The sequence below is a fragment of the Bradyrhizobium sp. NP1 genome (assembly GCF_030378205.1).
In the GTDB taxonomy this organism is placed as follows: domain Bacteria; phylum Pseudomonadota; class Alphaproteobacteria; order Rhizobiales; family Xanthobacteraceae; genus Bradyrhizobium.
The window spans coordinates 2,870,145-2,896,412 of sequence record NZ_CP127385.1 but is presented as its reverse complement, the minus strand read 5'-3'; the positions used below and the strand labels follow the sequence as shown (position 1 = coordinate 2,896,412).

The 26,268-nt window shown below is 65.6% G+C and carries 27 protein-coding genes; 14 read left to right on the top strand and 13 right to left on the bottom strand.

The window, feature by feature from the left end; genetic code table 11:
* Positions 1-16: 16 nt before the first annotated feature.
* The gene (locus QOU61_RS13675) at positions 17-694 is read right to left on the bottom strand and encodes a hypothetical protein (protein ID WP_289659194.1); all 678 of its coding nucleotides are present in this window, start codon (positions 692-694) and stop codon (positions 17-19) included.
* Between QOU61_RS13675 and QOU61_RS13670 the strand changes: the two genes are divergently transcribed.
* Positions 677-1,018, top strand: a complete 342-nt coding sequence (locus QOU61_RS13670; RefSeq protein WP_289659192.1) for a hypothetical protein — start codon at positions 677-679, stop codon at positions 1,016-1,018. The two genes, QOU61_RS13675 and QOU61_RS13670, sit on opposite strands and share 18 nt — an antisense overlap.
* Here QOU61_RS13670 and QOU61_RS13665 read toward each other — a convergent pair.
* The 4 genes from QOU61_RS13665 to QOU61_RS13650 form a co-directional block, all read right to left on the bottom strand.
* Entirely contained in the window at positions 996-1,409 is a 414-nt protein-coding gene (locus tag QOU61_RS13665; protein WP_289659190.1) for a hypothetical protein, read from the bottom strand. The genes QOU61_RS13670 and QOU61_RS13665 overlap by 23 nt on opposite strands.
* 71 nt (positions 1,410-1,480) lie before the next feature.
* Positions 1,481-4,870, bottom strand: coding sequence for a CHAT domain-containing tetratricopeptide repeat protein (locus QOU61_RS13660; protein ID WP_289659188.1), 3,390 nt, complete (start codon positions 4,868-4,870; stop codon positions 1,481-1,483).
* A 291-nt stretch (positions 4,871-5,161) separates the two neighbouring features.
* Entirely contained in the window at positions 5,162-5,923 is a 762-nt protein-coding gene (locus QOU61_RS13655) for a hypothetical protein (RefSeq protein WP_289659185.1), read from the bottom strand.
* A gap of 19 nt (positions 5,924-5,942) precedes the next feature.
* The gene (locus QOU61_RS13650) at positions 5,943-6,128 is read right to left on the bottom strand and encodes a hypothetical protein (protein WP_289659182.1); all 186 of its coding nucleotides are present in this window, start codon (positions 6,126-6,128) and stop codon (positions 5,943-5,945) included.
* A 294-nt stretch (positions 6,129-6,422) separates the two neighbouring features.
* On the opposite strand from QOU61_RS13650, the gene QOU61_RS13645 reads away from it, so the two are divergent.
* Positions 6,423-7,364 carry a DUF2336 domain-containing protein gene (locus tag QOU61_RS13645; protein ID WP_289659180.1) on the top strand — a complete coding sequence of 314 codons (942 nt, stop codon included), beginning with the start codon at positions 6,423-6,425 and terminating at the stop codon, positions 7,362-7,364.
* A gap of 18 nt (positions 7,365-7,382) precedes the next feature.
* Here QOU61_RS13645 and QOU61_RS13640 read toward each other — a convergent pair whose 3' ends face one another.
* Complete coding sequence (locus QOU61_RS13640) at positions 7,383-7,727, bottom strand: DUF1491 family protein (protein WP_289661499.1); 345 nt, start codon at positions 7,725-7,727, stop codon at positions 7,383-7,385.
* A 164-nt stretch (positions 7,728-7,891) separates the two neighbouring features.
* On the opposite strand from QOU61_RS13640, the gene QOU61_RS13635 reads away from it, so the two are divergent.
* Positions 7,892-8,485, top strand: a complete 594-nt coding sequence (locus QOU61_RS13635; RefSeq protein ID WP_289659178.1) for an amino acid synthesis family protein — start codon at positions 7,892-7,894, stop codon at positions 8,483-8,485.
* Positions 8,478-9,200 (top strand): glutamine amidotransferase, encoded by a 723-nt coding sequence (locus tag QOU61_RS13630; protein ID WP_289659177.1) that lies wholly within the window; start codon positions 8,478-8,480, stop codon positions 9,198-9,200. Before QOU61_RS13635 ends, QOU61_RS13630 begins: the two co-directional genes overlap by 8 nt.
* A 307-nt stretch (positions 9,201-9,507) precedes the next feature.
* Here QOU61_RS13630 and QOU61_RS13625 read toward each other — a convergent pair whose 3' ends face one another.
* Positions 9,508-10,203: a peptidoglycan-binding domain-containing protein gene (locus tag QOU61_RS13625; protein ID WP_289659175.1), complete on the bottom strand. Its 696-nt coding sequence runs from the start codon at positions 10,201-10,203 to the stop codon at positions 9,508-9,510.
* A complete protein-coding gene (locus tag QOU61_RS13620) occupies positions 10,196-12,019 on the bottom strand; it encodes a PAS domain-containing sensor histidine kinase (RefSeq protein ID WP_289659173.1) in 1,824 nt (607 codons plus the stop codon). The genes QOU61_RS13625 and QOU61_RS13620 overlap by 8 nt, the downstream gene beginning before the upstream one ends.
* Positions 12,020-12,416: 397 nt before the next feature.
* Here QOU61_RS13620 and QOU61_RS13615 point away from each other — a divergent pair, with 397 nt between their 5' ends.
* Positions 12,417-12,848 carry a DUF5330 domain-containing protein gene (locus tag QOU61_RS13615; RefSeq protein WP_289659171.1) on the top strand — a complete coding sequence of 144 codons (432 nt, stop codon included), beginning with the start codon at positions 12,417-12,419 and terminating at the stop codon, positions 12,846-12,848.
* 94 nt (positions 12,849-12,942) lie between these two features.
* Positions 12,943-13,371 (top strand): SufE family protein, encoded by a 429-nt coding sequence (locus tag QOU61_RS13610; RefSeq protein ID WP_289659169.1) that lies wholly within the window; start codon positions 12,943-12,945, stop codon positions 13,369-13,371.
* A gap of 68 nt (positions 13,372-13,439) precedes the next feature.
* Here the strand turns inward: QOU61_RS13610 and QOU61_RS13605 are convergent, their stop codons facing one another.
* Both QOU61_RS13605 and QOU61_RS13600 read right to left on the bottom strand, forming a co-directional pair.
* Entirely contained in the window at positions 13,440-13,850 is a 411-nt protein-coding gene (locus tag QOU61_RS13605; protein ID WP_289659167.1) for a Ros/MucR family transcriptional regulator, read from the bottom strand.
* Between the two features lie 149 nt (positions 13,851-13,999).
* Positions 14,000-14,878 (bottom strand): DUF308 domain-containing protein, encoded by an 879-nt coding sequence (locus QOU61_RS13600; RefSeq protein WP_289659165.1) that lies wholly within the window; start codon positions 14,876-14,878, stop codon positions 14,000-14,002.
* Positions 14,879-15,171: 293 nt separating this feature from the next.
* Between QOU61_RS13600 and QOU61_RS13595 the strand changes: the two genes are divergently transcribed.
* The 3 genes from QOU61_RS13595 to QOU61_RS13585 all read left to right on the top strand — a co-directional run bounded on the left by QOU61_RS13595 (position 15,172) and on the right by QOU61_RS13585 (position 18,713).
* The gene (locus tag QOU61_RS13595; RefSeq protein ID WP_289659163.1) at positions 15,172-16,821 is read left to right on the top strand and encodes a glycosyltransferase family 39 protein; all 1,650 of its coding nucleotides are present in this window, start codon (positions 15,172-15,174) and stop codon (positions 16,819-16,821) included.
* Between the two features lie 104 nt (positions 16,822-16,925).
* Positions 16,926-17,705: a class II aldolase/adducin family protein gene (locus QOU61_RS13590; RefSeq protein WP_289659161.1), complete on the top strand. Its 780-nt coding sequence runs from the start codon at positions 16,926-16,928 to the stop codon at positions 17,703-17,705.
* 24 nt (positions 17,706-17,729) lie between these two features.
* Positions 17,730-18,713, top strand: coding sequence for an NAD-dependent epimerase/dehydratase family protein (locus tag QOU61_RS13585; RefSeq protein WP_289659159.1), 984 nt, complete (start codon positions 17,730-17,732; stop codon positions 18,711-18,713).
* 146 nt (positions 18,714-18,859) lie between these two features.
* Here QOU61_RS13585 and QOU61_RS13580 read toward each other — a convergent pair whose 3' ends face one another.
* From QOU61_RS13580 to QOU61_RS13570, 3 genes are read right to left on the bottom strand one after another with little or no spacing between them, the layout of a single operon-like run.
* Positions 18,860-20,272 carry a M20/M25/M40 family metallo-hydrolase gene (locus QOU61_RS13580; RefSeq protein ID WP_289659157.1) on the bottom strand — a complete coding sequence of 471 codons (1,413 nt, stop codon included), beginning with the start codon at positions 20,270-20,272 and terminating at the stop codon, positions 18,860-18,862.
* A 12-nt stretch (positions 20,273-20,284) separates the two neighbouring features.
* Complete coding sequence (locus QOU61_RS13575; RefSeq protein WP_289659155.1) at positions 20,285-21,610, bottom strand: glycosyltransferase family 87 protein; 1,326 nt, start codon at positions 21,608-21,610, stop codon at positions 20,285-20,287.
* Positions 21,611-21,637: 27 nt separating this feature from the next.
* Complete coding sequence (locus QOU61_RS13570) at positions 21,638-23,254, bottom strand: helicase HerA-like domain-containing protein (protein ID WP_289659153.1); 1,617 nt, start codon at positions 23,252-23,254, stop codon at positions 21,638-21,640.
* Positions 23,255-23,593: 339 nt separating this feature from the next.
* On the opposite strand from QOU61_RS13570, the gene QOU61_RS13565 reads away from it, so the two are divergent.
* From QOU61_RS13565 to folK, 5 genes are all read left to right on the top strand, one after another.
* On the top strand, positions 23,594-23,959 hold the full coding sequence (locus QOU61_RS13565) for a DUF2267 domain-containing protein (RefSeq protein ID WP_289659151.1): 366 nt from the start codon (positions 23,594-23,596) through the stop codon (positions 23,957-23,959).
* Between the two features lie 23 nt (positions 23,960-23,982).
* Positions 23,983-24,390, top strand: a complete 408-nt coding sequence (locus tag QOU61_RS13560; protein ID WP_289659149.1) for a DUF4332 domain-containing protein — start codon at positions 23,983-23,985, stop codon at positions 24,388-24,390.
* Positions 24,391-24,527: 137 nt separating this feature from the next.
* Positions 24,528-25,388: a dihydropteroate synthase gene (gene folP, locus QOU61_RS13555; RefSeq protein ID WP_289659147.1), complete on the top strand. Its 861-nt coding sequence runs from the start codon at positions 24,528-24,530 to the stop codon at positions 25,386-25,388.
* Complete coding sequence (gene folB / locus QOU61_RS13550; protein WP_289659145.1) at positions 25,385-25,762, top strand: dihydroneopterin aldolase; 378 nt, start codon at positions 25,385-25,387, stop codon at positions 25,760-25,762. The genes folP and folB overlap by 4 nt, the downstream gene beginning before the upstream one ends.
* A complete protein-coding gene (folK, locus tag QOU61_RS13545; RefSeq protein WP_289659143.1) occupies positions 25,755-26,252 on the top strand; it encodes a 2-amino-4-hydroxy-6-hydroxymethyldihydropteridine diphosphokinase in 498 nt (165 codons plus the stop codon). Before folB ends, folK begins: the two co-directional genes overlap by 8 nt.
* Positions 26,253-26,268: the final 16 nt, after the last annotated feature.

The window sequence follows — 26,268 nt, the reverse complement described above, 5'->3', positions numbered from 1 at the left end:
GATGCGGACTGAGCGCCTAGCCCAGAATTCCGCGCAGACCGGTATAGATCGAACCGACCGCCGTGATCGCGACGCCGGCCAGCGGCCCCGCGGTCTGAATCAGGTCCTGGATCAGGCGCGCGCGGCGGCGCAACTGCTCCTCTCCGACATGCTGTCCCAGCAGACGGGCAATCCTGAATGCGGCGGGGTTCGGCTTGCCGCCTTCCGAAAGCACCTTCGGCAATACCTGGAAGACCAGCATGCCGAGAATGTTGCCCGAAACAAAGGCAAGCAGAATACTGGTGCCATATTCGATCACCTCACGCCACTCGACCGGAACAGAAGGCAATATCGGCACGTGATCGTGAAGGCCGGTGACGGTGAGCATCGACGTCACGCTGACGGCGGCCGTCGCCACGCCGAGCGCGAGCGCCTCTTCGATCCAGATCTTGTTCAGCGCACGCGCCGCGAACCCGAACAGCAGCGGAATGATCACCGAGGCCAGGCGCAGCCAAAGCTGGGACGCATCCAGCACGATGGTGACGATGACATGCGCAACCACGAGCAGCAGCGCGGGAATCGCGACATAAGCGACGGCGTGGGTGAGAATGTAGCGCAGCGGGTGCTGATAACGCTCGAGCCTCGCATTGACGCGGTCAAGGTCGCGCTGCAGCCCTTCCAGCTCGGCGACGATCTCGTGGATTTCCAGCAGCACCGGCCGCACGACGCGCAGATCGCGCGAGCAATGCTTGCACGCGACCGCTTCGTTCTTGATGGTTTCGGCGCAGAACGGACATTCCATCGCCGGTCAGCCGGATTTTCTGCGACGCTTGACGATCATCTCGAGCTGCTTCCTCGCTTGCTGCAATTGGTTGCGGAGGAGATCACGCTTGCGGAGCAGATCGTCCCGCTCGGCGATCAGCGTCGCCGGTACCGCGATGTCGCGCGAGCAGGCTGCGCAAACCAGGGCGCCCTCGGCATTGGTGGACAGGCAGTACGGACAATCCATGCTCGTATCAGGGCGAAACCTTCAGGATGAAGCTGGCACTACCGGGACGACCCTCGCTGTCCTTCACGTCGACCCGGACGATATATTCGCCGGGCGGCAGCTCGGCGTTTGGCATATCGACGCCGCTGAGCTGCATGAACGGCTTGATCCGCGCCGTGAGGTCGACATTCGGCGTGCGCAGAAAGGTCATCTTCACCGACTCGAGGTCGATCTTGGTACCGCCAAAGGATTCGAACTTGAGCTGCAGATGCACCGGAGATCGCACCGTGTCGCCGGGCGAGACAAGATCGACCTTGGGACCCCGCAGGATGCCGCGCCGATCCACCGCCACCGCCCCCTTCGGCGGCGGCAGCTTGGCCTCCTCCTCGGTGATCAATGGCGTCGCATAGGCCTCGCTGAATGCCAGGACGGCCGCTGCCATGCACGCCAGCGATATCGTTCTTGCAACATGTCTACTCAAGACTCTTTTTCTCCAGCGAGAGACGAACCATGTCAGCGGACGCCGCCGTCTCCGATGATCGTGTAAGGCGCCCAGAACAGCGGATGGGCATAGGCAAATTCAGTCTTGCCCTCGGCGTTGACGTAGCCTGGTCCGTCGGCAAGCGCCATCATCGCCTGCCGCAATGCCTCGCCGCGCCCCAGCTTCGGATCGTCGGCCTGCCGCTTGAACAGGTCCGTGACCAGTTGACGCGCCGACTGTGAATGCACCGACCAGTTCGTGACCAGCAATGCCCTTGTACCAGCATAGAAGAACGCGCGCCCGAGGCCGGACGCCGCCTCGGCGCCGGCGCCTGCGCCCGCACCGGTGTTGCAGGCCGACAGCACCACCCAGTCGGCATCGAGCTTCAGACCGAGGATTTCCTCCATGGTCAGCAGGCCATCGCCTTCCTCGCCCGTAATCGCCGGCGACGACAGCGCAAGCGCCGGCTGGCTCAATCCGTTCAGCTCGCCTGGAACGAGGCCGTGGGTCGCAAACGCCAGCACCTTGAAGCCGGAGAGGTCCAGCGACTTGACCTTCGCCTCCGAAGCGTCCTTGCCGAGATAGAGCACCTTCGAAGGATCGGCCTGCAGCGCCAGCGCGATCGATTTCAGTTCGTCGGCGGTGTCGGGAAGACGCGGCAAGAGCCCCAGTTCGGCGCTGTCGACGCCCTCCAGCTTCGGGCTGCTCCGGCGCTTCAGGGGCAGGCCCCGCGTCGTCGTGGTGCCGGCATCGGCCACCCGGACAGTGCTTTCGGCCGAGGCCGCTTCGGCCTCCTGCTCCTTGCTGAAATAGGGATCGCCGAATCCAACCAGTTCGCCGCGGCCGGGCTTGCCCGGCGGAAGCTGCCTGAGCGTGCGCAGGGCCGCCGCCGACGGGACAGTCGTCACCGCATGCGTGCGTGCCAGCCATGGCACCTTGCGATATCCGGCAAACAGCGGATCGTCGTCCTGCGCCACCTCGGCCGGCGCGGTCGGCAGCAGCGACAGCGGCAGCAGGCCGAGCGCGCCGTTGGTCACGACGATCAGATTCTTGGCCGGCTTCCATCCGCTCTCGACCGGCTGCAGCAACAACCCATAGAGCTCGTAGGCGAGCTTGAGGTCGAAAGCGGGGATGTCCGAAACCATCGCCGCCTGCGGTTCGAGCGCCTCGCGCAGCTTGCGGATCCTGTCCTCGATCTCGGCGCTCTTTGCCTTGATCTCCGCAAACGCCACCCCGCCGCTTTTGGGAACCGCCCATACGAAGCTTCCGGTCTGGCCGAAGTAGAAGGACAGCATCGCCTCCCCATCCGCCAGCGTCGCCCTAATTTCGGCGACGGTCGGGGACTTCGGCGACACCAGATCGGCGTAGACCGGGAATTTCTGATTGATCTCCCGCCGCGCCGTCTCGCGTTCGGCGCGCAGGCTGCTGATCGAGGCATTGATGGCCTGCACGCCCTTTTCGTCGCGCTCCGATGATGGCTGCGACAACACGTTGTTCAGCAGTCCAAGCTGCGCGTTCACCTGCTTGGCGAGGTCCTGCTCCTTGCGCACCAGCTCGGCAAGGGCCGGATCCCTGGCCGCGGCCCGCGCGCTCGACGCTGCCAGCGCCTGCTGCACCGCGTGACCGCGCACCGCGTCGGCAAGACCGAACGTCTCCTCGCCGATCTCACCTGTGCGGTCCTTGTCCCGCGCGAGCATGGCGAGATAGTTCTCGACCGACACCTGCAGGCGCAGGCTGCGCGCAGCGACCGAGCCGGAGCCCTCGTCATCGGCGCCCTCGCGGGAGGCCGATATCATGACCGGGATCGCGGCCCTGAACTCGCGGGCCGCATCGGCGTTCCGCCCCGCCCGCGCCAGGCCCATCGCGAACACAGCGCGCGCCCCTGCGGTATCGGCGTGACTTTCGCCGAGCCGGGCCGTCAGCTTCTTCACCAACTCTTCGGCGGCGGCGATTCCGGCCGCAGTCTGACCGGAAGCATAGAGCGACAGAATCCGCGACGGGTTGAGTTCGAAGACCAGCCGCCGCTGCGGTTCCCAATCGGCGATCGCCTTGTCGATCGCGTCATAGACCAGGCCTGCCTCGTCGTTCTTGCGCTCCAGATAGAGGACGCCGCCGAGCCGGGCCAGCAGTTGCACCCTGGATTGCGAATTGTCGGCCGAACCGACCGTCTTGTTGATCTCGAGCGCCACCCGCGCGAGCTGCTCGGCCTCCGGGTAGCGGCCCTGCTCGACGAGGATGGAAGCAAGCCCGGTCACATAATAGGGCATCATGCCATTGTACTTGCCGACATCCTTCAGCCGTGCCAGCAGCGCGCGGCGCGCGTCCACTTCGGCTTCGGCGAGCCTGCCCTGGGCGGCCTTCATCCGCGCCTGACAGACCGCCGTCGTATCGATCGCCTGCAGCAGCGTGGATTCGGTCGGCGGATTCTCCGAGGCCAGCAAGGCCTTCATGCTGGCCCGCTTGCGCTGCTCCGCCGTGCGATAGGCCGCCTCCGCCTCGGCGAACCGCCCCCTCGCCTCGGCAATGATGGCCCGGGTGTAGTCGATGTCGGATTCCCAGGCCTGTCCGTATTTGGCGTAGGATGCCCTCCACGCGGGATGGCCGCTGGTTCGCGCCTCGCGGATGCCGGTAAGGGCGCGCTGCAGATAGCCTTCGGCCTGGGCGATATCGCCCATCTGAACGACGACGCCGGCCATCTGTCGATAGGTGCTGAACTGAAAGCCCTTGGCGCCGGGCATCGAGGCGGCTTCGCGAAGCACACGCTGATAGATTTCGAGCGCATGTTTGGGGTCGCCGGCGGTTGCGTATTGCAGCCCGGCGAACAGCATGAGCCGCCCCATCATATTGAAGTCGACGACCCCGCGGCCGACCTCGGCGGCCTTGTTGGCGTCGGCGATCGCATCGGCCAGCCGGCCGAGCTGCGAGCGCGCATTGGCCCGGTCGTAATAGAACTGCGCGAGCTCTTGTTTCGACTCCTTTCCGGTCGGCATCCTGTCGGCGTCCGACTTGACCTTCTCGATCTTCTTCAGGTCGGGCTTTTCGGCATCGAGGATCGCGGTGATGTCAGCGATGGTCCGGGGCGGCGGAACGAAGCCGGCCGGCAGCGCCGTCGTCGAGGAAGCTGCCTTCGGCGCGGCTTCGGTGGGAAGCTCGACGGCGGTATTGGCGCGCCCATTGGCGGCGTTCAGTGCGGCCATCACGCAGGCCCGCACCTTGGGCTTTGCCTGGGAGCGGCACGCCTCGAGGCTGGCCATCCCGCCGCTGGCGCGCATGCAGGCCATCACGATCGGCCTGCCGACGCTCATCCGGCAATTCTCGATCGCCGCTTCCATGGAAAGAGACAATGCGGGACCGGCGGATCCAATCAGGACGACGGCGGCAGCCAGCCCGCAGATGTATCGGATCGGGGAGCGGTCATGCATCACTCAATCCCCGCGCAATGGACGAACCACATGGGAACCTTTGCCCAAATTGAGTTCGTACGAAAGGCCAATTCTATTCGCTTGCCCTCATCGAGGACAAGTCTCAATCGGCGCGTCCGGCCCGCGGGAGAACCGATGCGCGCGACCAGAGAGAGCGGCGCGTGGAGCAAATTTTGACGTTCGCTGCCCGCTTGCCGCGATCGCCCTATCCGAACGTCAAATCCAGAGCGCCGCCAGCATCCATTGTTTGCTGATGGTCCCTTGGTGGGAGCGAATGCTGGAATCGGCCCGCTAGCCCCGCGTTGCGAGCGCGCGGCCGACCACCGGCGCGGTGACGACGGGCGGATTGGCGGTCTGCGCCGCGAGTTCGCTGATCAGGCGGTCGGCGTCGGCCGCCAGACTGTCGGGAGCCTGTATCACCAGCCGCTCCAGCGCCCAGCGATAGGACGACACCCGCCGCTCCAGGCACTGCTGCACCCATTGCACGATCAGCGCGTTCTCCTGCATGCGCGCGACCGCGTCGTCGCGCTCGCGCGGCGACAGTTCCGAGACGCGCCCGAGGCTCGCGTTGCGCCTGCGGTCGAGCTCAAGCACCTTGATCGCGTTGCCGTAGAACGTTTCGAAGCGGGTGATGTCGTCGCGCACGTCGTCGATCAACTGCGCATAGCGCGAGGAATGCGAGCGGTGCGGCTCGTCGATCAGAGTGCGGCCATAGGCAGTGCGGTCGAAGATCACCCTCTGCCGCCAGGGTGACGGCAGCACCTGGTAGTCGCCGAACACGGTCCGCCAGGCCGGGCGCGAATGCGGCGGCTCGATCAGGGGATAGGCGGTGTCGCGGAGCCGGCGCTCGCCGTCGGTGAGCTGGAATTGCGAGGCGCGCAGGCCGACGCTGGCGGTGGCCTCGGTGCCGATCCAGCGGTGCATGTCGTCGTTGAGGACATCCTGGCGCGCGCGACCGAAATCACCGCCGCTGCAAGCTGCAAGGGCGACGCTCGCGAAAAGCAGGGTCAGGGCCGGCGCCTTGCGCCGGATCGGGTTTTGCGTGCAGGACATGATCGGGAGCCGGCCGGCGCTAGCGCCGGCGGCGGCGGCGCCCCGGCGCCGCTCCCTCTTTCGGGCCGCTGCCGCTGCTCTCTTCGCCTTGCCGATCGATCCGGACGACTGGAAGGATCAGCACAGTGCCCATGCCTTCGCGCGGCGCGCATTCATCTGCCGACCCCGCCCATCGCGACGCGGGAAAATCGATGATGGTCCCCATGTCAGCTCTCTTTGCTCGCTGCTTCGACGCGGACCGTCCGGCAGCCTGGCGAATTAAGATCAGGACGTGGTTAACGGCTTCTTAATTTGGTTTCCTAATATCCGCCGGCTGTGCGATGCGGCCGCTTTCCGTTGCCCGGCGACCACACCGCTCAAAACCGACCGAAAATCTTCACGAATTATTTTCCTTAACGAGCTGTAAAGCTGCCGGGCGTAGGCTTCGCGCGAAGCATGACCAAAGTTGCGTACGCCTGACATGACCACGCCTCCGCCATTCCCAGGCTTTGACGGACTGATGACGCTCTCGCGCCGCGAAGGCGTCGACATCCGCCCCACCCTCCTGCGCGTGCTGACCGATCTTTATGTGCAGGCCGGCAAGCATTCCGCCGACGAGGAGCGCCAGTTTGTCGAATTGACCTCGCGCCTGATCGACGAGGTCGACGACACCACGCGCGCCGCCGTGCGCGCGCGCCTTGCGATCTATCCGCACGCACCGATCGAGACATTGCGCAAGCTCGGGCTCAGGCCTGCCGATCCCGAACGCGCCGTGCCGCTCGCCCGGCAAATTCCGGCACCACCGCCCGCGGCTGTCGAAACGCGGGTCGAGCCGCGGCCGATTGCCGAGGCACAGGCGCGGCTGGAGCGCAGCCTCTCGATGCAGCCGCAGGATGCTGCTGAGATCCATGACATGTTCTTCCGCGCCAGCGCCGCCGAGCGGGCGCTGATCCTGCACAACCTCGCGGAAACCCCGCTGCGGGCCGCGGCGCGGATTCCGCCCTCGCGCGCGGCACACGCCGTCGAGGCGCTGGAGATGGCGGCCTTCAACGCCGACGTCGAGAATTTCACCCTCGAGCTCGGCGAGACATTGATCCTGCCGGCGCGCGTCGCCGCGCAGGTGGTCAACGATCCCGGCGGTGAGCCGCTGGCCTGCAGCGCGCGGGCGCTCGAGATGCCGGGCCCGGTGTTCCAGCGCGTGCTGCTGTTTCTCAATCCCGCGATCGGCTGCTCGGTGCAGCAGGTCTACCGGCTGTCGCGACTCTATGACCGCCTGAGCGAGCGCTCGGCGCTGGTGATGCTGGCGGCCTGGCGCGGCTCGACCATGGCGGTCACGCGGGCCAAGTTCCGGCCTGCGCTCTATGACGACGAGCGCCAGCGCGCACGGTCGGCGGCCACGACCCGCCCCGCGGCGCAGCCGGCATCCCTGCCCGCGACGCGCACCGGCACGCAGGGCTCGTGACGCCAAGCGGCGCGCGGCTCACGCGCGCGCCAGATCCAGGAAATGGCGCCCCTCGCGGTCTTCGGTCTCGACGATCCAGACGTCGGGATCAAAGCGGATTTCCTTCTTGAGCCGCTCTTCCACCGACTGCTCCGGCACCGGCTCGGGCGACGTCGGCACAAAAATGCGTTCCGCCGGCCGGCTGTCATCATAGGCGGTCTGCGGCGCCGGCACATACAGTATTGCCTTGCCGTCGAGCAGCGCGACCTTGACGAATACCGCACCGGCCTCCTCGGCGCCGCGCCGACGCACCGCGCCGAACACGCCCTCCCCCTGGCAGCGGCGCAGGTAGGCAGCCACCCATATGCTGGTCTTCAATCGCATGCGCGGGACGATAGGACAGTGGGGCATGGTAGACCAGCGCCGACTGCGAATGCCCCAACCTTGTCAGACGCGTGACGATCCGTGATGGTGGGTATGGATTGGTGCACGGCAGGCGCGTCTGCCGCCGAAAACGGCTCGCGAGGCTCGCCTCGAAGGAGACCAGCATGAAATTCCGCCAGATCACGCTCGTCAGCCAGGACATATTCAGCGAAGGCGGTCGCGAACTCGCCGCCCCCTGCCGTCGCGCCGCCGCCTGCGGCGTGCTGCACAACCCATATGCCGGCGGGCCGCCGATCGACGATTTCGGCGCGCTGGTCGATCTTTCGGTCGAGGCCGGAAACGTGCTGTCGGCGCGCGCGCTCGAGGCGCTTGGCCCGCTGAAGCCGCGCGGCTATGGCAAGGCAGTCCTCGTCGGCACGTCGGGCGATCTCGAGCACGGCGCCAGCATGATCCATGTCCGGATCGGGCTTGCGATGCGCCAGGCGGCCGGCGGCGGGCCTGCGCTGATTCCGGGCAATGCCAGGGTCGGCGGACCCGGCGCGCCGATCGACGTGATTTTCGGCGGCCTTGACGACTCCTGGGACTACGACGCCATGGACACGATGACGGTTTCGGTCGCCGACGCGCCCCGCCCCGACGAGATCCTGCTGATCGTGGCCTTCCTCGGCGGCACGCGGCCCAATGCGCGCATCAAGGGCGCCTCGCCCGAACAGGTCGCCGAGGTCGTTCGCAAGATCCGGAGCCGCGACCGTGCCTGAGGCCACGCGCGAGAAGCGCGCGCTTGCCATCCGCCACCTCGCCTTCGAGGATCTCGGAACGATCGCCGATATTCTCGATCAACGCGGCTATCGCACGACCTACCGGGAGGCCGGGGTCGACGATCTTGCTGCGGTCGAGCTTGCGGAAGACGATCTTTTCATTGTCCTGGGCGGGCCAATCGGCGCCTATGAAGAACACCGTTACCCGTTTCTTGCCGAAGAGCTGCGACTGATCGAGCGCGCGCTGAGGCGACGTTCGCGCGTGCTTGGCATCTGCCTCGGCGCCCAACTGCTCGCGCGCGCGCTCGGTGCGCGCGTCTATCCCGGCCGCGCCAGGGAGATCGGCATCGGCGCGATTGCGCTGACGCCCGAGGGGCGCGACAGCTGCCTTGGCAGGCTCGCACCCGATCCGCTCGTTCTGCACTGGCACGGCGACACGTTCGACCTGCCCGCCGGCACGGTCCGTCTCGCCTCGACCGAGATCACGCCGAACCAGGCCTTTGCACACGAAAACAGGGTGCTCGGCCTGCAATTCCATATCGAAGCCGCGCCGCGAGGAATCGAGCGCTGGCTGATCGGCCATACTTTCGAGCTTGGATCGACGGGCATCGACGTGATGCAGTTGCGGCGCGAGCTGCAGGCGCAGTTGCCCGCAATTGCTGCCAGGGGCCGCGACGCGATGGCCGCCTGGATCGAGGCGTCGGAGACCGCCTAGTGGTCCGATTCCAACATTCGCATCCCGTCACGGCAGGCTCTTTTGCGAATGTTGGAATCAAAGGACCACCAGCAAGTTATTGTTTCCAGAGCATGATCCGGAAAAGCGGTTTTCCCTCGCGACAAACGCGGAACGCGTTTGCGCGGAGATCATGCTCAATCAAGAACCTAGAGCGCGATGACGATTCAACCTAATCTCGTCGCGCTTTCGTGGAGTTTTGGATTTGACATTCGCATCCGGGAATCGCGGTGAAGGGGTAGCGAACGTCAAATCCGCTCCACCAGATCGGCAAGCGGGGCGATCGCGTTCACTCGATGGGACGGCCGAGCATCGCCGCGAGCTCTCGGACCAGGCGGTCCGATACCTGCCCGGTCGGCGGCATCTTGTGGTCGCGCTCGAATTTCTGGATCGCGGCCTGGGTGTCGGAGCCGACCGTGCCGGTCGGCTTCAACTGGCCGTAGCCATATTCGGTGAGCACGCGCTGCACGGCGGCGACCCGGCGCGGGCCCGCCGCCGCTTCACCATGCGCGGCCGGGATCGGTGCCGGCGGACGCGCAATATTGGAGGTCGTCGCTGGCGCGGCCGTCGTCGCCTTGACCAGATTGGTCATGGGGTCGGGAGACCTTGAATCGGGGACCTTGGTCTCGACCGCCCTGGTCTCGGCCGGCCGGATGTCGGCGAGGCGCGGCTCCGGCGTGCTCGCTGCTTCCGCAGGACGCGGGCGCGGCAACGGATTTCCCTGCGGCAGGCTTGCCGCCGGAATCGGCGCCGGCGACCCGAACATCGGAGCGGGATGGCGGCCCGCCTGCAGGAACAGCGCGTTGGTGATGATCGCACTCGCCGCGGCGAAGGCCAGCAGGCCGGCGATCACGTCCTTGGGACTGCGCAGCAGAAGGCGCATCAGAAGGCCACGCTCGTTCTCGAGCGCGGCCACAGCCGCGCGAGCGCGCTTGCGGCGGCGGCGCGGCATTTCCTCTTCGTCGTCTGCGATCAGTCTAGGCACTTTTCCTCACTGGGATCGTTGGCTCCTGGTGCGGCGGACGCTGCGCCGGCGAAAGTGTTGCAATATTGCTGGAGGGCTGCGACGCCGCTGTGAAGATCAGCGGCAGCGCCACCGTGACAATGGTCCCCTCGTCGACCTTGCTCTGCACCGTCATTTCGCCGGAATGCAGGCCGACCAGGCTTTTCACGATCGACAGCCCGAGCCCGGTGCCTTCGTGGCGGCGCTGATAGGTCTTGCCGGCCTGGAAGAATGGCGCGCCGATCCGCTTGAGGTCGTCGGCCGCAATTCCCACGCCGGTGTCGCTGACGCGCAGCACGAGCCGCTCGCCCTCGATGCCGGCCGACACCATCACCTTGCCACCGCGCTCGGTGAACTTGACGGCGTTCGAGACCAGATTGATGACGATCTGCTTGAACGCGCGCGGATCACCGGTGACATCAGGCAGGTCCTGCGGCACGTCGGTGGCGAGGTCGATACCGCTTTCGCGCGCCTTCAGCGCCAGCAGGTTGCAGCAGTTCACGAGCGCAGGCCGCGGCGCGAACGGCTCCGGCGCGATCTCGAAATTGCCGGCCTCCATCTTCGACATGTCCAGGATGCCGTTCACCACCGCCAGCAGATGCTGGCCGGAATCATTGATGAGCTGCGCGTATTCGCGTCGGCGCGCCGCGTCAAGCATCAGCGTGTCTTCCTTCGCGATCATTTCGGAGAAGCCGATGATGGCATTGAGCGGCGTGCGCAGCTCGTGGCTCATGGTGGCAAGGAAGCGGCTCTTGGCGGCGTCGGCCTGTTCGGCGGCGACAAGCGCCCCGTCCAGCGCCTGCTCCTGCAGCTTGCGGTCGGTGACGTCGCGCATCACGGCGACGACCTCCGCTTCCGGCGCAGCCGCGTCCTGCGCGTGCCGTTCCAGCGGGCGGCAACGCATCTCGACCCAGACGAAATCGACCGCCACGCGTTCGCCGCGCGACGCCTCTCGCCGCAGGCGGAATTCGACGCTGCGCGCTTCGCCGGTGCGCGCCGCGTCCGAAAGCGCGGTCAGGTAGGCCGGACGGTCGGCGACATGGACGCGGTCGAACAGGCCGTGTCCGAGCAGTGTTGCGACCGGCACCCCGAGCATGGTTTCGGCTGCCGGCGAGATGAACTGCACGGCGCCGTTCTTGTGGTGACGCGAGATCACGTCGCTCATGTTCCGCGCCAGCAACCGGTAGCGCTCTTCCTCGAGGTTGAGCAGCGCGACGCTGGTATGGGCAAGCGATTCGGCGCCGAACGCCAGCCCTGCGGCGTAGAGGATCGCCGACGCCACGCCGAAGCCGGTCAGCGCGACGCGCAGCGCCGGATCGACCGGCGGCGGCAACAGATCGAGATAGCCGGCCGCGATCAATAGCGCCGCGCCGGACAGTGCCAGCACGGAAGCAAGCGCGACCACGCGGCGCGAGGCCGAAAGCGCGGCCTCCAGCGGAATCAGGACAAGCCAGACCGCGGCAAAGGATTCGATTCCGCCGGTGTGGGCGGCGACCACCATGATGAAGCCGGCAAGCGCCAGCGAGGAGAGCACGTGCGCACTCTCGTAGCGGCCGGTGCGCGACAGGAACCAGGACAAGAGGATCGGCGCGATCAGCCAGGCAAGGCCCGCGACTTCCAGCGCCGTCGGCGCACCGCGCGTCACCAGATAGATCGGGAACGCCGCGAAGGCGAGCAGGCTTCCGACCAGCCGTGGCGCCATGAAGGCGCGGTGGCGGGCACGCGTCAGCGCGTCATGGCGTGCCGAGGGATGCAGCAGCGCATCGAGACAATCGTGGAAGATACTCAACACAGTCACGGCTCTCGCGCCTCGGCTTGTTCGTCGAAAAGACGCGCCGGGACGCCTCCTTGTCGCCACACCGTGTCAGAGCGACATTAAACGAACGCTAAGGCCGCGCGCGGCGCGGCAAATCACCATATCTCGCCGCGGATTTTGCCGCGCCTGCCGGCGCGAATGGTGAACGGCTGGTTTCCGGACGGCGCGGCGTCATGGTTTCGAAAAGGTGGATGCACCGGGCGCAGGCGGCCATGCGTGTTCCCCGCATCAATCAAAAATTTACGGCGAATCAACTCGCCGCGAATTTTCCGCCCATTAAGCCCAACGCAATCACTTGCGATTTATCGAGTGCTGTTAGGCGTGAAGAGGCCGACAGGGGTCGTCCGCCATCGAGGCTTTCGAATCGACGAGTCGCGAGATGTCCTTTCTGCTCCGCATGGCGTTCTGGCTTGGGTTGGTGCTCGTGCTGCTGCCGCGGGAGAAGACGCACGAATCGGAAAAGCTGCCGCAGCTCGGCGCCTCCGAGGCGGTGCACGCCGCCACCGCTGCGGTCTCCGACATGAGCCAGTTCTGCAAGCGTCAGCCGGCGGCATGCGAAGTCGGCGGACAGGCCGCGACCATCATCGGCCAGCGCGCCCAGGACGGCGCCCGCAAGCTCTACCAGATCATCACCGACAAGGCCGAAAAGAAGGATCAGCCGGCCACCGACAAGCCCGCTGCCGACAAGAAGGCGCCCGACCATACCGGATCGATCGACACCATCGGCGGACCGCCCGGCGACATGGCCCCGCGCGATACGCTGACCTCGGACGACCTCGCCGCCGAATGGCACCTGCCGCCGACGCCATGAGAGTGCGCGGAACCCCGCCGTTCTTTGCACCTTGATATCGCTTTCGGCCGGTTCCAGCCCTATATAGGAGCTAGAACTGAACCGCGGACCTAGCATGACGATCGACGAGATCAGGGACAATTTCGAGCTGCTGGACGATTGGGACGATCGCTACCGTTATGTGATCGAGCTCGGCCGCACGCTGAAGCCGATGCCGGACGAGGAGCATTCGGCCGAAAACAAGGTGCAGGGCTGCGTCAGCCAGGTCTGGCTGTCGAAGCGGGTCGGCCGCAATGGCAAGAGCGAGCCGGTGCTGAACTATCTCGGCGACAGCGACGCGCATATCGTGCGCGGGCTGATCGCGATCCTGCTCACGCTCTATTCAGGCACCACGCCGCGGGAAATTCTCGCAACGGACGCGGTCGCGCTGTTCGACGAATTCGGCTTCCGCGATCATCTCACGCCGCAACGCTCCAACGGCCTGCGCTCGATGGTCGAGCGGATCCGCGCCGATGCACGCGAGGCGCTCGCGACTGCCTCCTAAGATGTCTTCGAGCGAAGTGGCGCACCGGTTCGCGTGAGGAAAACGCGTCAAAACAGGAATCTGAAGCGCTACTTGCGGCGCGGCCGCTGTTGGCCCAGCCCCATCTTCTTGGCAAGCTGCGAGCGCGCCACCGCGTAGTTCGGCGCCACCATCGGATAATCCGGCGGCAGACCCCACTTCTCGCGATACTGCTCCGGCGTCATGTTGTACTGCGTGCGCAGATGCCGCTTCAGCGACTTGAAGCGCTTGCCATCCTCCAGGCACACCAGATAGTCGGCCGTCACAGACTTCTTCAGCGACACCGCGGGCTTGGCCGGCTCGAGCGGCGTCTCAGGCCGGCCACTGGAAACCCGCACCAGGGCCGCGTGAACCTGGCTGATCAGGTTTGGTATCTCGGCGGCCGGCGTCGGATTGTTGCTGAGATAGGCCGAAACGATGTTGGCGGTCAGATCAATGAAGCTCTTGCCGGCATCGCTCATCGGAGAACCTTTCGAACACGGTCATCGGGCGGTCTTGAAGCAGATTGCAAGTATTCCGCCGCAAATCCCTTGCGCAGGATCTTGCGCTGTTCATCCGATTTGAACGGATTGCCTGCGCCATGACAAGGACGACAGTGCCTTGGCTTGCACTATGACGGGCGCTGATCGAGATGGGCGCGCAGCTCGTCGATCGAGGCGAAGCGCATCATGCCCTCGGGCATCTGGGCCTCGATCGAGCCGTCGGAGTAGAGCGAATAGGCCATGCCGTCGACCACGCCTGATTTCAGCACGGTCACCGGCGGCGCCTCCTCACCAGTTGCAGGCGCGCCAGGCTCGAAGGTTGACGGCGCGCGGCCGCCGGCGCGGCGCGGCGGCGCCTCGCCCCGTCCGCGCTCCGATTTCGGCCAGGCCTCGTCGAAGCTCGCCGGGGGGACCGGCTCGGGTACCGCGGGCGGCACGACCGGAGGCGCGACGGCTGGTTCGGACGGCGGCGCATCGCCGGCACGGCCGGCTGCGCGTTCGCGCTCCTTGCGGGAAACCGACGAGAACAACAGGTTGCGCCGAGGCTTGCCGCCCGGCGAGGTTGGCTCGGCCGGCGCGCCGGCGGGAGTATCGACCCGCACGCGGTCGCGCGCGGCGGCTTCCTCGTGCCACGGCGGTGGAGGCGGCGGGGCCATCGGGGCTGCGGGTTCGTCACCACCGGGCGGTTCCATGTCCGTGGGGTCGCGGCCGAACGGAATGCCGGCTTCGGGGGCGGCCATCCCAGGCGCCGGCGCACCCAGCGCCGGCAAAGGCGCGCGTTTCCGCTGGTCGGCCGTGGTTGCGCTTCCGAGCCGCCGGGCGATCAGCTTGAGTTCCTGCACGACCTGGGAAAGCCCAATCAGGATCAATCCCGCGCAAACCCCGACCGTGCCGACCAGAATCAGGGTGTTGCCGAGCCCGAATTGGTTGTTCGGTATCCCGAAAACGAGCGCCGCGAGCCCGGCCAGCACACAGCCGATCCCCGCGACCAACAAGGCCATAACCATTTAGAGTTCACCCCCTTCGCCACGATACCGTCATATTGTGCATAGCGCCAACCACCAAATAGCGCGGTCCGTTCCAAAACCAGTGGATCGCAGGTCCGCGATCGAAATCGAGTTAACACCTTGGAACCTTGCCGCGATTTCATCCTCAACGCTTCGCTGTTGCATTGCATTAGGGAAATTACGCCACAATTCCCAATTACTTGAACCCGGAACTGCGCTATATGGATGCCGGGGAACGAGGCCCAAAAGCGCCAAAAGCTGGGCCACAAGGGGACACCGGGTTACCAATAGACATGTCATCCATCACGACCTCCGCCATCGACCTGCCGTCGCGGCGCTCGGTGGACCGGACCTGCGACGACCTTGCCATGCTGGTGCTGGCCGTGGTCGCCGTCGTTGCCGGACTGACCTTTCGCGATTACGGCCTGGGCTGGGACGATTACACCCACGCCGAATATGCCGACCTGTTGCTGCGGATGTATGGCTCCGGGTTCAAGGACACCGGCGCGCTGTCCTTTGCCAATCTCTATATGTATGGCGGCGGTTTCGACATGGCCGCTGCCCTTTTGCACAAGGTCATTCCGCTAGAATTGTTCGAAACCCGCCGCCTGCTCGGTGCAATCGTCGGCGTGATCGGGCTTGCGGTGACTTGGCGGCTCGGCCGCCGTGTCGGCGGTCCGGTCGCCGGCCTTGCAACGCTGCTCCTGCTCGCGCTGTGCCCGACCTTCTATGGGCACATGTTCATGAACCCGAAGGATGCGCCGTTCGCCGTCGCGATGGCCATCCTGATGCTGGGGCTGGTTCGCCTGGCCGAAGAATATCCCTCGCCGAGCCCGCGGACCATCCTGATTGTCGGGCTTGGCTCCGGGCTGTCGCTCGGATCACGCGTGCTCGGGGGGCTCGCGCTGATCTATGCACTGATCGGTTTCATTCCGCTGCTTGCGGAGGAGTTCCGCACCCAGGGCGCCGGCGAAGCCGCACGTCGCTTCGCCCATGTCGTCTACGTGCTCGTGCCGGGCCTGGTGCTCGGCTATCTGATCATGGGTCTGATCTGGCCGTGGTCCATCATCGAGCCCGGCAATCCATTCCAGGCCGTGACCTATTTCTCGCACTTCTTCGAAAAGCCCTGGAAGGAGATGTTCGACGGCGCGCTGGTGTCGGTGCCGGACATGCCCTGGTCGTATCTGCCGACCCTGTTCGCGCTGCAGCTTCCCGAGGTGCTGCTGGGACTGACCCTCGCCGGCGTGATCGGCAGTTTCGTGGTGCTGCCGCGCAAGGACGTCACCGCAAGGCGCAAGACCATCCTGCTGATGCTGATGCTGGCGGCCATGCTGCCGCTCGTGACCGCGATGGTGAAGCGGCCGGCGCTCTACAACGGCATCCGGCATTTCATCTTCGTGATTCCGCCGATGACGGTGCTCGCGGGACTTTCCTTCGCCTGGATCATGAACTGGCTCGGCGACAACAAGCGGAGCTGGCAGCCGGCGGTGCTGGCGATTTTCCTCTTCGGCCTGCTGCTCTCGCTCGGCGAGATGATCCGCCTGCACCCCTATCAGTACACGCACTTCAACCATATAGCCGGCACCGTGCGCGGCGCCGACGACCGCTACATGCTGGATTATTGGGGCCTCGCGCTGAAGCAGGCCTCCGACGGCCTGCGCGATCAGCTTGAAGAGCGACAGGAAGGGCCGCCGCCGGGCCGCAAATGGAAGGTCGCAGTGTGCGGTCCGCAGCGACCGGCGCAGGTTGCGCTCGGCCCCGATTTCACCATCGGATGGGACAGCCATGCTGCTGATTTCGCGATGACGCTCGGCGAGTTCTACTGCAAGGGCCTGACCGCGCCCGTCATGGTCGAGATCAAGCGCGACGACGTCGTGTTCGCGCGCGTCTACGACATCCGTGGCCGCAGCATCTCCGGCCTGCTCTCGATCCCGGCGCCGTAAGCGGTTCCCCGCTCCGCATGACAGCCGCGCAGCCAAGGCGCCTTGCTGCGATGGCCGCGCGCGGCTAGCGTTGGCTGAACGCAGCCAACTTCGGAGAAGCGGCCATGTCGCCAGCGGAAGCCCGTGTGAAGCAAGTCCCCTCCGGCATGACCGAGGCCGAGTGGAGCCAGCGCATCAACCTCGCGGCCTGCTACCGGCTGGTCGCGCTGTACGGCTGGGATGATCTCGTCGACACCCACATTTCCGCCCGCGTGCCGGGACCGGACCATCACTTCCTGATCAATCCGTATGGCCTCTTGTTCGAGGAGATCACGGCATCGAGCCTGGTCAAGGTCGATCTCGACGGCAACCAGCTCTCGAAGAGCGACTACAGCATCAATCCCGCCGGCTTCACCATCCATTCGGCGATCCACGAGGTGCGCGAGGACGCGATCTGCGTGCTCCATCTGCACACCGTGGACGGCACCGCGGTCTCGAGCTCGACCGAGGGCCTGTTGCCGCTGAACCAGACCGCGCAGCTCGTCACGCACGACCTTGCCTATCACGACTATGAAGGCATCGCGCTCGATCACGACGAACGGCCGCGCCTGCAGCGCGACCTCGGCACCAGAAACCACATGATCCTGCGCAACCACGGCACGCTGACGGTCGGACGCTCGGTCGCCTCCGCGTTCGAGCGCATGTATCACCTGGAGCGCGCCTGCTCGATGCAGGTTCGCACCCGCATGCTCGGCCCATCGGCCTACCCTGTCGACCCATCCGCGATCGACAAGAACACCGAACTGGTGTCGAACCTCGATCGCGCCGAATTGCGCGCGACAAAGCTCGTCTGGCCGCCGCTCCTGCGCAAGCTCGATCGCATCGATCCGAGCTACCGGACCTGAACGCGGCGCAAGAGGAATTGAATCGTGACCGTGCTGGTGACCGGCAGTTCCGGCCATCTCGGCGAAGCATTGGTGCGGACGCTCGAGACGCAAGGTCACGAAGCGATCGGCATCGACATCCTGCCGGGCGCCTTCACCCGTCACGTCGGCTCGATCACCGACCGCGCCTTCGTGCGCCGCTGCATGGCGGGCGCGACCGCCGTGCTCCATGCGGCCACACTGCATAAGCCGCATGTTGCGACCCACGGCCGGCAGGAGTTCGTCGACGTCAATATTGCCGGCACCCTCAACCTGCTGGAGGAGGCCACGGCGGCCGGCGTCGCCGCCTTCGTCTACACCAGCACGACCAGTGTGTTCGGCGACGCGCTGGTTCCGCCGCCGGGCCAGCCCGCAGCCTGGGTGACGGAGGATGTCGTCCCGGCGCCGAAGAACATCTACGGCGTCACCAAGGCCGCCGCAGAGGATCTCTGCCAGCTCTTCGCGCGCAATCACGCCCTGCCCGCGATCGTGCTGCGCACCTCGCGGTTCTTTCCCGAGGAGGACGACAATCGCGCGGTACGCGCGGCCTATGCCGATGACAATGCCAAGGCCAACGAATTCCTCTATCGCCGCGTCGACATCGAGGATGTGGTCAGCGCGCATCTGCTCGCGCTCCGCCACGCGCCGGGACGAAGGTTTGCGCGTTACATCATCAGCGCCACCACGCCGTTCGCGCGCGACGACGTCGCCGAACTGCGCGGCCACGCACCGCGCGTGGTCCGCCGCTGCGTCCCGGACTATGAAGCCGAATATGCCCGCCGCGGCTGGACCATGATCGCGGACATCGATCGCGTCTATGTCAATGAAAAGGCGCGGACCGAGCTCGGCTGGCAGCCTCGGCACGATTTTCGCGCCATCGTGGCGCGGCTCAAGGCCAGCCAGGACGTCTTGAGCCCGCTCGCACGCGCGATCGGCGCCAAGGGCTATCACGACCGCGTCTTCAGCGAGGGCCCCTATCCCGTCGAATGAAGCCGCGGCGGGCCGGCCTCAGATGTGGACGTGCCGGCGAAGATTCGCTATAAGGCACGCCATAGACCTCTGCACATCCTGAATGAAACGCCGTCCAATTCCGGGCGGCGTTTTTGCGTCGGGGTGCGGCTGCAACCGGCCCCGCCTCAGCGCGGCGCCTCGGCGAGCGCGGCGAGGATGCGCGCCCAGGAGCGGATGCCCTTGTGGAAGCTCTTGAGGTCGTACTTCTCGTTCGGCGAATGGATGTTGTCGTCGTCGAGCCCGAAGCCGATCAGCACCGTGTCCAGCCCAAGCGTCTTCTTGAAATCCGCGACGATCGGAATCGAGGCGCCGGAGCCGATCAGAAGCGCCTCCTTGCCCCACTCGTCGGTCAGCGCACGCTTGGCGGCGGCGAGCGGCTTCATGTTCCAGTCAAGCGCAATCGCCGGCGCGTTGGAATGGTCCAGGAACTCGGCCTTGCAGTCACCGGGCAGCCGCGCGGTGACGTAGGCGCGGAAGGCGTTGCGGATCTTGACCGGGTCCTGCCCCTCGACGAGGCGGAACGAGACTTTGGCCGAGGCCTCCGCCGGGATCACGGTCTTCGAACCCTCTCCGGTATAGCCGCCGACGATGCCGTTGACGTCGCAGGTCGGACGCGAGGAAATCTGCTCGATCAGCAACCGATCCTTTTCACCCGCCGGAATCGACAGCCCGATCGGCTTGAGGAAGGTGTCCGCGGTCAGGTTGAGCTTCTTCCATTGCGCGAGGATGTCGGGCGGCAGGTCCTTCACGCCATCATAGAAGCCGGGAATGGTGATATGCCCGTTGTCGTCGAAGATGCCGCCGAGGATGCGGGTCAGCACCCGGATCGGGTTCTGCGCGCCGCCACCGAACACACCGGAATGCAGGTCGCGATTCGCCGCCTTGATCTTGACCTCCTCATAGACCAGGCCGCGCAGCGAGGTGGTGATCGCCGGCGTGTTCGGGTCCCACATGCCGGTGTCGCAGACCAGCGCGAAATCCGCCTTCAGCTCCTGCTTGTTCGCCTCGAGGAACGGCACGAAATTCTTCGAGCCGATCTCCTCCTCGCCCTCGATCAGGATGGTGAGGTCGAGCGGCAGCGATCCCGTCACCGACTTCCAGGCGCGGCAAGCCTCGACGAAGGTCATGAGTTGCCCCTTGTCGTCCTCGGCGCCGCGCGCGACGATGATCTTGCGGCCGTCGGCATGGTCGGTGACGATCGGCTCGAACGGCGGACGATGCCAGAGATTGAGCGGATCGACCGGCTGCACATCGTAATGGCCGTAGAACAGGACGTGCGGCCGCGGCGCGCCGTTCCCCTTCGCGCTGCTCTTTGCAACGATCGCGGGATGGCCGGCGGTCGGCCTGACGCTGGCCTCGAAGCCGAGCGTCGCGATGTCGCGCGCGAGATGATCCGCGGCCTTCCTGCAATCCTCGGCGAACGCCGGATCGGCGGAAATCGACTTGATGCGCAACAGCGTGAACAGGCGCGCAAGGCTGTTGTCGAAATCGGCATCGATGCGGTCGAGGACGGGCTGAAGTTGCGACGGATTGGACATGTCGGGGCTTCCTTAGCCGGAGGGACTTTTTTCTGCGTGGTCGCGGGATGCTGGCCTATCTTGTAGCGCCGCCGCGGCATCCGGGCCAGCGGCCGGCGGATGCAGGATGTGCCAGACCAGCCCGCCGGCGAGCAGGGCGGTGGCGGCAAGGTTGTTGCCGTAGGCCTGGATGTCGTGCGGAAACAGCGGCAGCGACAGGGCCACCAGAACGCCCGCGGCCGCGAGGATCGCCCAGGTCCAGGCTCGCACCTTCTCGCGCGGATCGAAGGCGGCGCGGTGGATCAGGACGGTGACCGGAAAGAACAGCCACATGAAGTAGTATTGGCGCGCCAGTGGCGAGGCCACCGTCATCAGGCAGAACAGGATGCCGAGTTCCTCGGCGTCGGAGCGCACGGTGCGTTGCGAGGCGCGCGGCATCACCGCAAGGAAGCCAAGCCCGAGCAGGAGCGAGATCACAAGCACCACGAGGTTCGCGGTCTGGTAATCGAGATCGACCACGTTCATGGTGCGCGCGGGTTTGGCCGGGTCTTCCTGGTTATAGTTGATCGGCCGCGTCAGCCGATGCGTCACCGCGATGATCGACTGGTTGACCCAGGACCAGTTCTGTTCGGCGCGCTGACCGAACCCCTTCTCCGAGCTCGATGCGACCATGCCCTGATACCAGGTCTTGAGCTCGGCAGCGTTGCGCTCGAAGCCGCGAAATGGCCCCGGCACGACGAACAGCAGCAGGGCCGTGAACAGTACCATGCTTGCCAGAGCCGCCCATTGCCGACGCCAGGCGAGATACGGCAGCACCGCGACCGGAAACACCTTGATCGCGGTCGCCAGCGCGAACATCAGCCCTGCGAACCACGGCCGCTTGTGCTGCATGAGCCAGAACCCGTACAGCATCAGCGCGAGCAGCACGAGGTTCGGCTGCCCGAGATCGAACATGTCGAACACGAAGGTGACGGTGACAAAGGCCGGCAGCGCGAACAGCCACGGCCCCGGGGTCCGGCCGGACCCGGTCATCGCGTTGGAGAGCTGGCCCGTCATCCACCAGGCGATGATGTTCACCAGCGACAGGCAGGTATAGAGAACGATCTTGCCGAACCAGCTCGGCAAAGCAAGCATGACAGCCGGCAGCGGCGGATAGAGGAAATCGAAGTAGCCGCCGATATTGTGCGGATAGAGGTCCTTGCCCTGCAGCACCTGCTGGCCGGCCCAGTACCACAGCGGATAGTCCTTGGTCTTGCCGTGGCCCCAGATCTCCGGCCCCAGCACATCGAGCGTCAGCACGACGCAGCAGATGATGAACAGGACGTCGAGCGGCGCTCGCAACGATGGGAATCTCAGCACGCTCGGTCTTTCCAAAAGCGAAGGGATTTAGCGGCGCAGCAGGCCGCCGAGCGCGCCGCGCACCAGCGCACGGCCGATGGAGCCGCCGACCGATCCGCCGACCGACTTGCCGACGTCGGCAACCACCCCGCCGACCACCTTGTTGGTGACCGAACGCGTGACGTTTCGCGCAATCAACTGCCCGGTCGACAGCCGGCGGCGGCCGGTATTGGTGCCGAAGATGGTCGCGACGATGGCGCCGAGATGCCCGAGGATACCGCCCTCGCCCGCCGAGCCGTCGGCGGGCGCGGCGGTGCCGGCGATCCGCTTCTGCAGAATCTCATAGGCGGATTCTGAATCGATGGCGGTGTCGTATTTGCCCTTGAAGGGGCTCGCATCCATGATCGCCTTGCGCTCCTCCGGCGTGACCGGTCCGATCCGCGCCGATGGCGGCCGGATCATGACGCGCTCGACCATGGCGGGCGTGCCATTGCCTTCGAGGAACGACACCAGCGCTTCGCCCTTGCCCAGCTCCATGATCGCTTTCGCGGTATCGAGCTTCGGATTGGGCCGGAAGGTCTGCGCCGCCGCCGCCACCGCCTTCTGGTCGCGCGGGGTGAAAGCGCGCAGCGCGTGCTGGACGCGGTTACCGAGCTGGCCGAGCACACGATCGGGCACGTCGATCGGATTTTGCGTCACGAAATAGACGCCGACCGCCTTGGAGCGGATCAGCCGCACCACCTGCTCGATCTTGTCCATCAGCGCCTTCGGCGCGTCGTTGAACAACAGATGCGCCTCGTCGAAGAAGAACACGAGCTTCGGCTTCGGCAGGTCGCCGGCCTCCGGCAGCTCCTCGAACAGCTCGGACAGCATCCACAGCAGGAAGGTCGCATAGAGCCGCGGGCTCTGCATCAGCTTGTCGGCAACCAGGATATTGACCATGCCGCGGCCGTCGCGGTCGGTGCGCATGAAGTCCTTCAGCGACAGCGCCGGCTCACCGAAAAACTTGCCGCCGCCCTGGTTTTCCAGCACCAGAAGCTGGCGCTGGATGGTGCCGACGGTCGCCTTGGTGACGTTGCCGAACGACTGCGCCGCCTTGCGGATCGGCGCCAGCGGATCGTCGTCACCGTCGGCGCCTTTCTTGCCGGAATCCGGCACGATCGCATCGAGCAGCGCGCGCAGGTCCTTCATGTCGATCAGCGCAAGCCCGTTTTCGTCGGCGACGCGGAACGCGACATTGAGCACGCCTTCCTGCACGTCGTTGAGATCGAGCATCCGCGACAGGAGCAGCGGTCCCATTTCGGTGACGGTGGCACGAACCGGATGGCCCTGCTCGCCGAACACATCCCAGAACACCGTCGAGAACTGGTCGGGCTGGAAATTGAGGCCCATTTCGGCCGCGCGCTTGACGATGAAGTCCTTGGCCTCGCCTACCTCCGCGATCCCCGAGAGATCGCCCTTGATGTCGGCTGCGAAAACCGGGACCCCGGCGCGCGCAAAACCTTCGGCCATCACCTGCAACGACACGGTCTTGCCGGTTCCCGTCGCGCCCGTGACGAGGCCGTGCCGATTGGCGAGCGCAAGCGTCAGCCATGCCGGCTGTTCGCCCTTGCCGACGAAGATCTTCTCGCTGGTGTCGGCTGGAGGATTATCTGTTGTCGCCATCGTCGTCTGCCTTGTCGCACGCGTCCGGGCATGAAAGCACCGGGAAAGCGATCATATCGCATGTTCGAGGTCGATTAAAACCGCTCAGATCCCGTTTCAAGCCCGCCTGATCGCGGTGAGATGGTGCCTTTGCGGTTTCGAAAGACGGAACGATCGTTCGCAACGCGACATTTTTTCGCTGAAACCATCTTCGCTCTTGCAATGCTGCAACACTCGGCGCGCGATTGAAGCGGAATCGTGTCACCCGGACGCTGGTCGCTTGTATTTCATGGCGTGGAAGCTCAAGATGAAATTCATAAGGAAGGGTCCGGCATATAAAACCGGGTGAGGCGGGGCAATATGGACGAACTGATTGGACGGCTGGCCGCCACGGTCAGCATCGATGACGTTGTCGCTGAAAAATCCATCGGCGTGATCCTGGATTTCCTCCGCAGCGAAGGCCCTGCCAACCAGGTCCAGGCTTTGATCAACACGATTCCGGGCGCGGAAGCGGCGATCAGGACATCTCAAGACAACAGCGGGCTCCTGAAGCTGATGGGCGGCGGCCTGATGGCCGTCGGCACCAGGCTGATGGCGCTTGGATTGGGCGTGACCGAAATCCGGTCCCTCGCCCGCGAACTTTTCACCTTCGGCCGCGACAAAATCGGGGCCGATCAGATGGGCGAGATCATCGCGAGGACACCGGGCCTCCGCCAGTTCGCCTGAAGCACCTTTTTTTATCGAGCACCATGACATATCCTCTTTCCGAGATCGAAGGCCTGTCGGCCTATTCCGCCTCCAAACTGAAATCGCTCGGCATTCGCACGACGGAAGCGCTCCTCGAAGCGGCGCGCACCGTCAAGGGACGCAAGATGCTGGCGGCCAAGACCGGGATCAGCGAACAGCAGCTTCTGGAATGGGCGAACGTGTCCGACTACATGCGCATTCCCGGCATGGGCAGGGCCAAGGTCGGGCTGGTGCGCGCCGCAGGCGTCGCCACGGTGCGCGAGCTGGCCATGCGCAATCCGGCGCGGCTTGCGCACAACATGAAGGAGATCAACACCAAGCGAAGGCTGGTCCGCGTGTTGCCCTCGGAGAAGTCGGTCCAGCAGCTCGTCGAGCACGCCCGCAAGCTGCAGCCGAAAATCTCGTACTAGACATTATCCTGGATATTACTTTTCCATCGTAGACACTGCCTTCAGGCAATACGCCGATATCACCTCCGCCCTCGCGGCAGCCGACCAGCCGCCTTCCACGTCTTGACTCCGCGGCACGGACCGCGCAAAGCGACCGCATGGTCGCGACCTCGAAAAACCCTTCGCGTTCAGCCGGCGCGGCGGCCCATCCAATACTGCGGGCGCTGAAGGCGCGGCCCTGTCCTGCCGTCATGGGCGTCCTGAATATCACGCCGGACTCGTTCTCCGACGGCGGCGCCTTCCTCGATCCCTCCCTGGCACTGGCGCAGGCGGAGCGGATGATCGCCGAGGGCGCCGACCTCATCGACATCGGCGCGGAATCCACCCGCCCCTATGGCGGCGCACAGGCGGTATCCGCCGAACAGGAGATGGAGCGGTTGCGGCCGGTCCTCGCACAGGTGATTGCACTTGGCGTGCCCGTCTCGATCGACAGCATGAAGGCCGAGGTCACAGCCTTCGCGCTCGACGCCGGCGCCGTCGTCGCCAACGACGTCTGGGGTCTGCAGCGCGATGGTGCCATGGCGGCGCTGGTCGCAGCGCGCAACGTGCCCATCATCGTCATGCACAACCGCGACCGCGCCGATCCCGCGATTGATATCATGCGGGACATCGCGGACTACTTCGCCCGCTCGCTCGACATCGCAGCGCGCGCCGGCATTCCCGCCGAAAATATCGTGCTCGATCCCGGCATCGGCTTCGGCAAGACGGCCGAGCAGAGCATGATGGCGCTGGCACGGCTTGCGGAGCTGAAGGCCTTCGGCCTGCCGCTCCTGGTCGGCGCCTCGCGCAAGCGTTTCATCGCCTCCGTCGTACCGTCCGAACCTGGCGAGCGGCTCGGCGGTTCGATAGCCGCGCATCTGATCGCAGCACAGAATGGCGCGGACATCATCCGGACCCATGACGTGGCAGAAACCGTGCAGGCATTGCGGGTCGCCGCCGCCATTGAGGATAAAGCATGACCGATACGATCTTCATCAACGGCCTCGTCGTCCATGCCCGCCACGGCGTGATGAAGCACGAGACCGAGGTCGGGCAGCGCTTCGTGATCGACATCGAGCTGTTCACGGATCTTTCTGAATCCGCGCATACCGATCGGCTCGCCGACACCGTGTCCTATTCCAACGTGGTGGCGACCGCGACGGCGGCGTTCAAGGACACCAACTACAAGCTCCTGGAGCGGGCCGCCGGGGCGGTGGCGGATGCGATCCTCGCCGCCTTCCCGCGCATCCGCGCCGTCAAGGTCACCGTGCACAAGCCGCACGCGCCGATCGACGCGATCTTCGAGGATGTCGGCGTGGTGCTCACCCGCAACCGGCATCCGAACCATGACTAGCGCGCTGATCGCGCTGGGCGGCAATGTCGGCGACGTGCGCGCGACCTTCAACAAGGCGATCGCCCACATCTGCGGGATGGCGCAGGCCGAGCTTGTGGCGCGCTCGTCCGACTATGCCACTCCGCCCTGGGGCAACGAGCAGCAGGCGCGCTTCGTCAACGCCTGCGTCGAGATCGAAACCAGCCTCGATCCGAACGCGCTGCTGTTCACGCTGCAAAGGATCGAGAACAGGTTCGGACGTGACCGGGCCAGGGAGGAGCGCTGGGGCCCGCGCACCCTTGACCTCGACCTGATCGCCTATGACGACGCCACGATCCGCACCGCGGAATTGACCTTGCCTCACCCGCGCCTGTTCGAGCGTGCCTTCGTCCTGGTGCCGCTCGCCGAGATCGCCCCCGACCGTGTCATTGCGGGACGGACCGTCCGCGCGGCGCTGGGGGCGGTATCGACCGAGGGCATCGAGCGGTTGCCGGATGTGGGTTCGCGGTAGGATCTGTCGCAAACAC

Bases quoted from the DNA above. Each gene is read 5' to 3' on its own strand.
- QOU61_RS13665 (WP_289659190.1), bottom strand. From the start codon at position 1,409: ATGGCAGCGGCCGTCCTGGCATTCAGCGAGGCCTATGCGACGCCATTG.
- QOU61_RS13660 (WP_289659188.1), bottom strand. From the start codon at position 4,870: ATGCATGACCGCTCCCCGATCCGATACATCTGCGGGCTGGCTGCCGCC.
- QOU61_RS13655 (WP_289659185.1), bottom strand. From the start codon at position 5,923: ATGTCCTGCACGCAAAACCCGATCCGGCGCAAGGCGCCGGCCCTGACC.
- QOU61_RS13650 (WP_289659182.1), bottom strand. From the start codon at position 6,128: ATGGGGACCATCATCGATTTTCCCGCGTCGCGATGGGCGGGGTCGGCA.
- QOU61_RS13645 (WP_289659180.1), top strand. From the start codon at position 6,423: ATGACGCTCTCGCGCCGCGAAGGCGTCGACATCCGCCCCACCCTCCTG.
- QOU61_RS13640 (WP_289661499.1), bottom strand. From the start codon at position 7,727: ATGCGATTGAAGACCAGCATATGGGTGGCTGCCTACCTGCGCCGCTGC.
- QOU61_RS13635 (WP_289659178.1), top strand. From the start codon at position 7,892: ATGAAATTCCGCCAGATCACGCTCGTCAGCCAGGACATATTCAGCGAA.
- QOU61_RS13615 (WP_289659171.1), top strand. From the start codon at position 12,417: ATGTCCTTTCTGCTCCGCATGGCGTTCTGGCTTGGGTTGGTGCTCGTG.
- QOU61_RS13610 (WP_289659169.1), top strand. From the start codon at position 12,943: ATGACGATCGACGAGATCAGGGACAATTTCGAGCTGCTGGACGATTGG.
- QOU61_RS13605 (WP_289659167.1), bottom strand. From the start codon at position 13,850: ATGAGCGATGCCGGCAAGAGCTTCATTGATCTGACCGCCAACATCGTT.
- QOU61_RS13600 (WP_289659165.1), bottom strand. From the start codon at position 14,878: ATGGTTATGGCCTTGTTGGTCGCGGGGATCGGCTGTGTGCTGGCCGGG.
- QOU61_RS13595 (WP_289659163.1), top strand. From the start codon at position 15,172: ATGTCATCCATCACGACCTCCGCCATCGACCTGCCGTCGCGGCGCTCG.
- QOU61_RS13590 (WP_289659161.1), top strand. From the start codon at position 16,926: ATGTCGCCAGCGGAAGCCCGTGTGAAGCAAGTCCCCTCCGGCATGACC.
- QOU61_RS13580 (WP_289659157.1), bottom strand. From the start codon at position 20,272: ATGTCCAATCCGTCGCAACTTCAGCCCGTCCTCGACCGCATCGATGCC.
- QOU61_RS13570 (WP_289659153.1), bottom strand. From the start codon at position 23,254: ATGGCGACAACAGATAATCCTCCAGCCGACACCAGCGAGAAGATCTTC.
- QOU61_RS13565 (WP_289659151.1), top strand. From the start codon at position 23,594: ATGGACGAACTGATTGGACGGCTGGCCGCCACGGTCAGCATCGATGAC.
- QOU61_RS13560 (WP_289659149.1), top strand. From the start codon at position 23,983: ATGACATATCCTCTTTCCGAGATCGAAGGCCTGTCGGCCTATTCCGCC.
- folP (WP_289659147.1), top strand. From the start codon at position 24,528: ATGGTCGCGACCTCGAAAAACCCTTCGCGTTCAGCCGGCGCGGCGGCC.
- folB (WP_289659145.1), top strand. From the start codon at position 25,385: ATGACCGATACGATCTTCATCAACGGCCTCGTCGTCCATGCCCGCCAC.
- folK (WP_289659143.1), top strand. From the start codon at position 25,755: ATGACTAGCGCGCTGATCGCGCTGGGCGGCAATGTCGGCGACGTGCGC.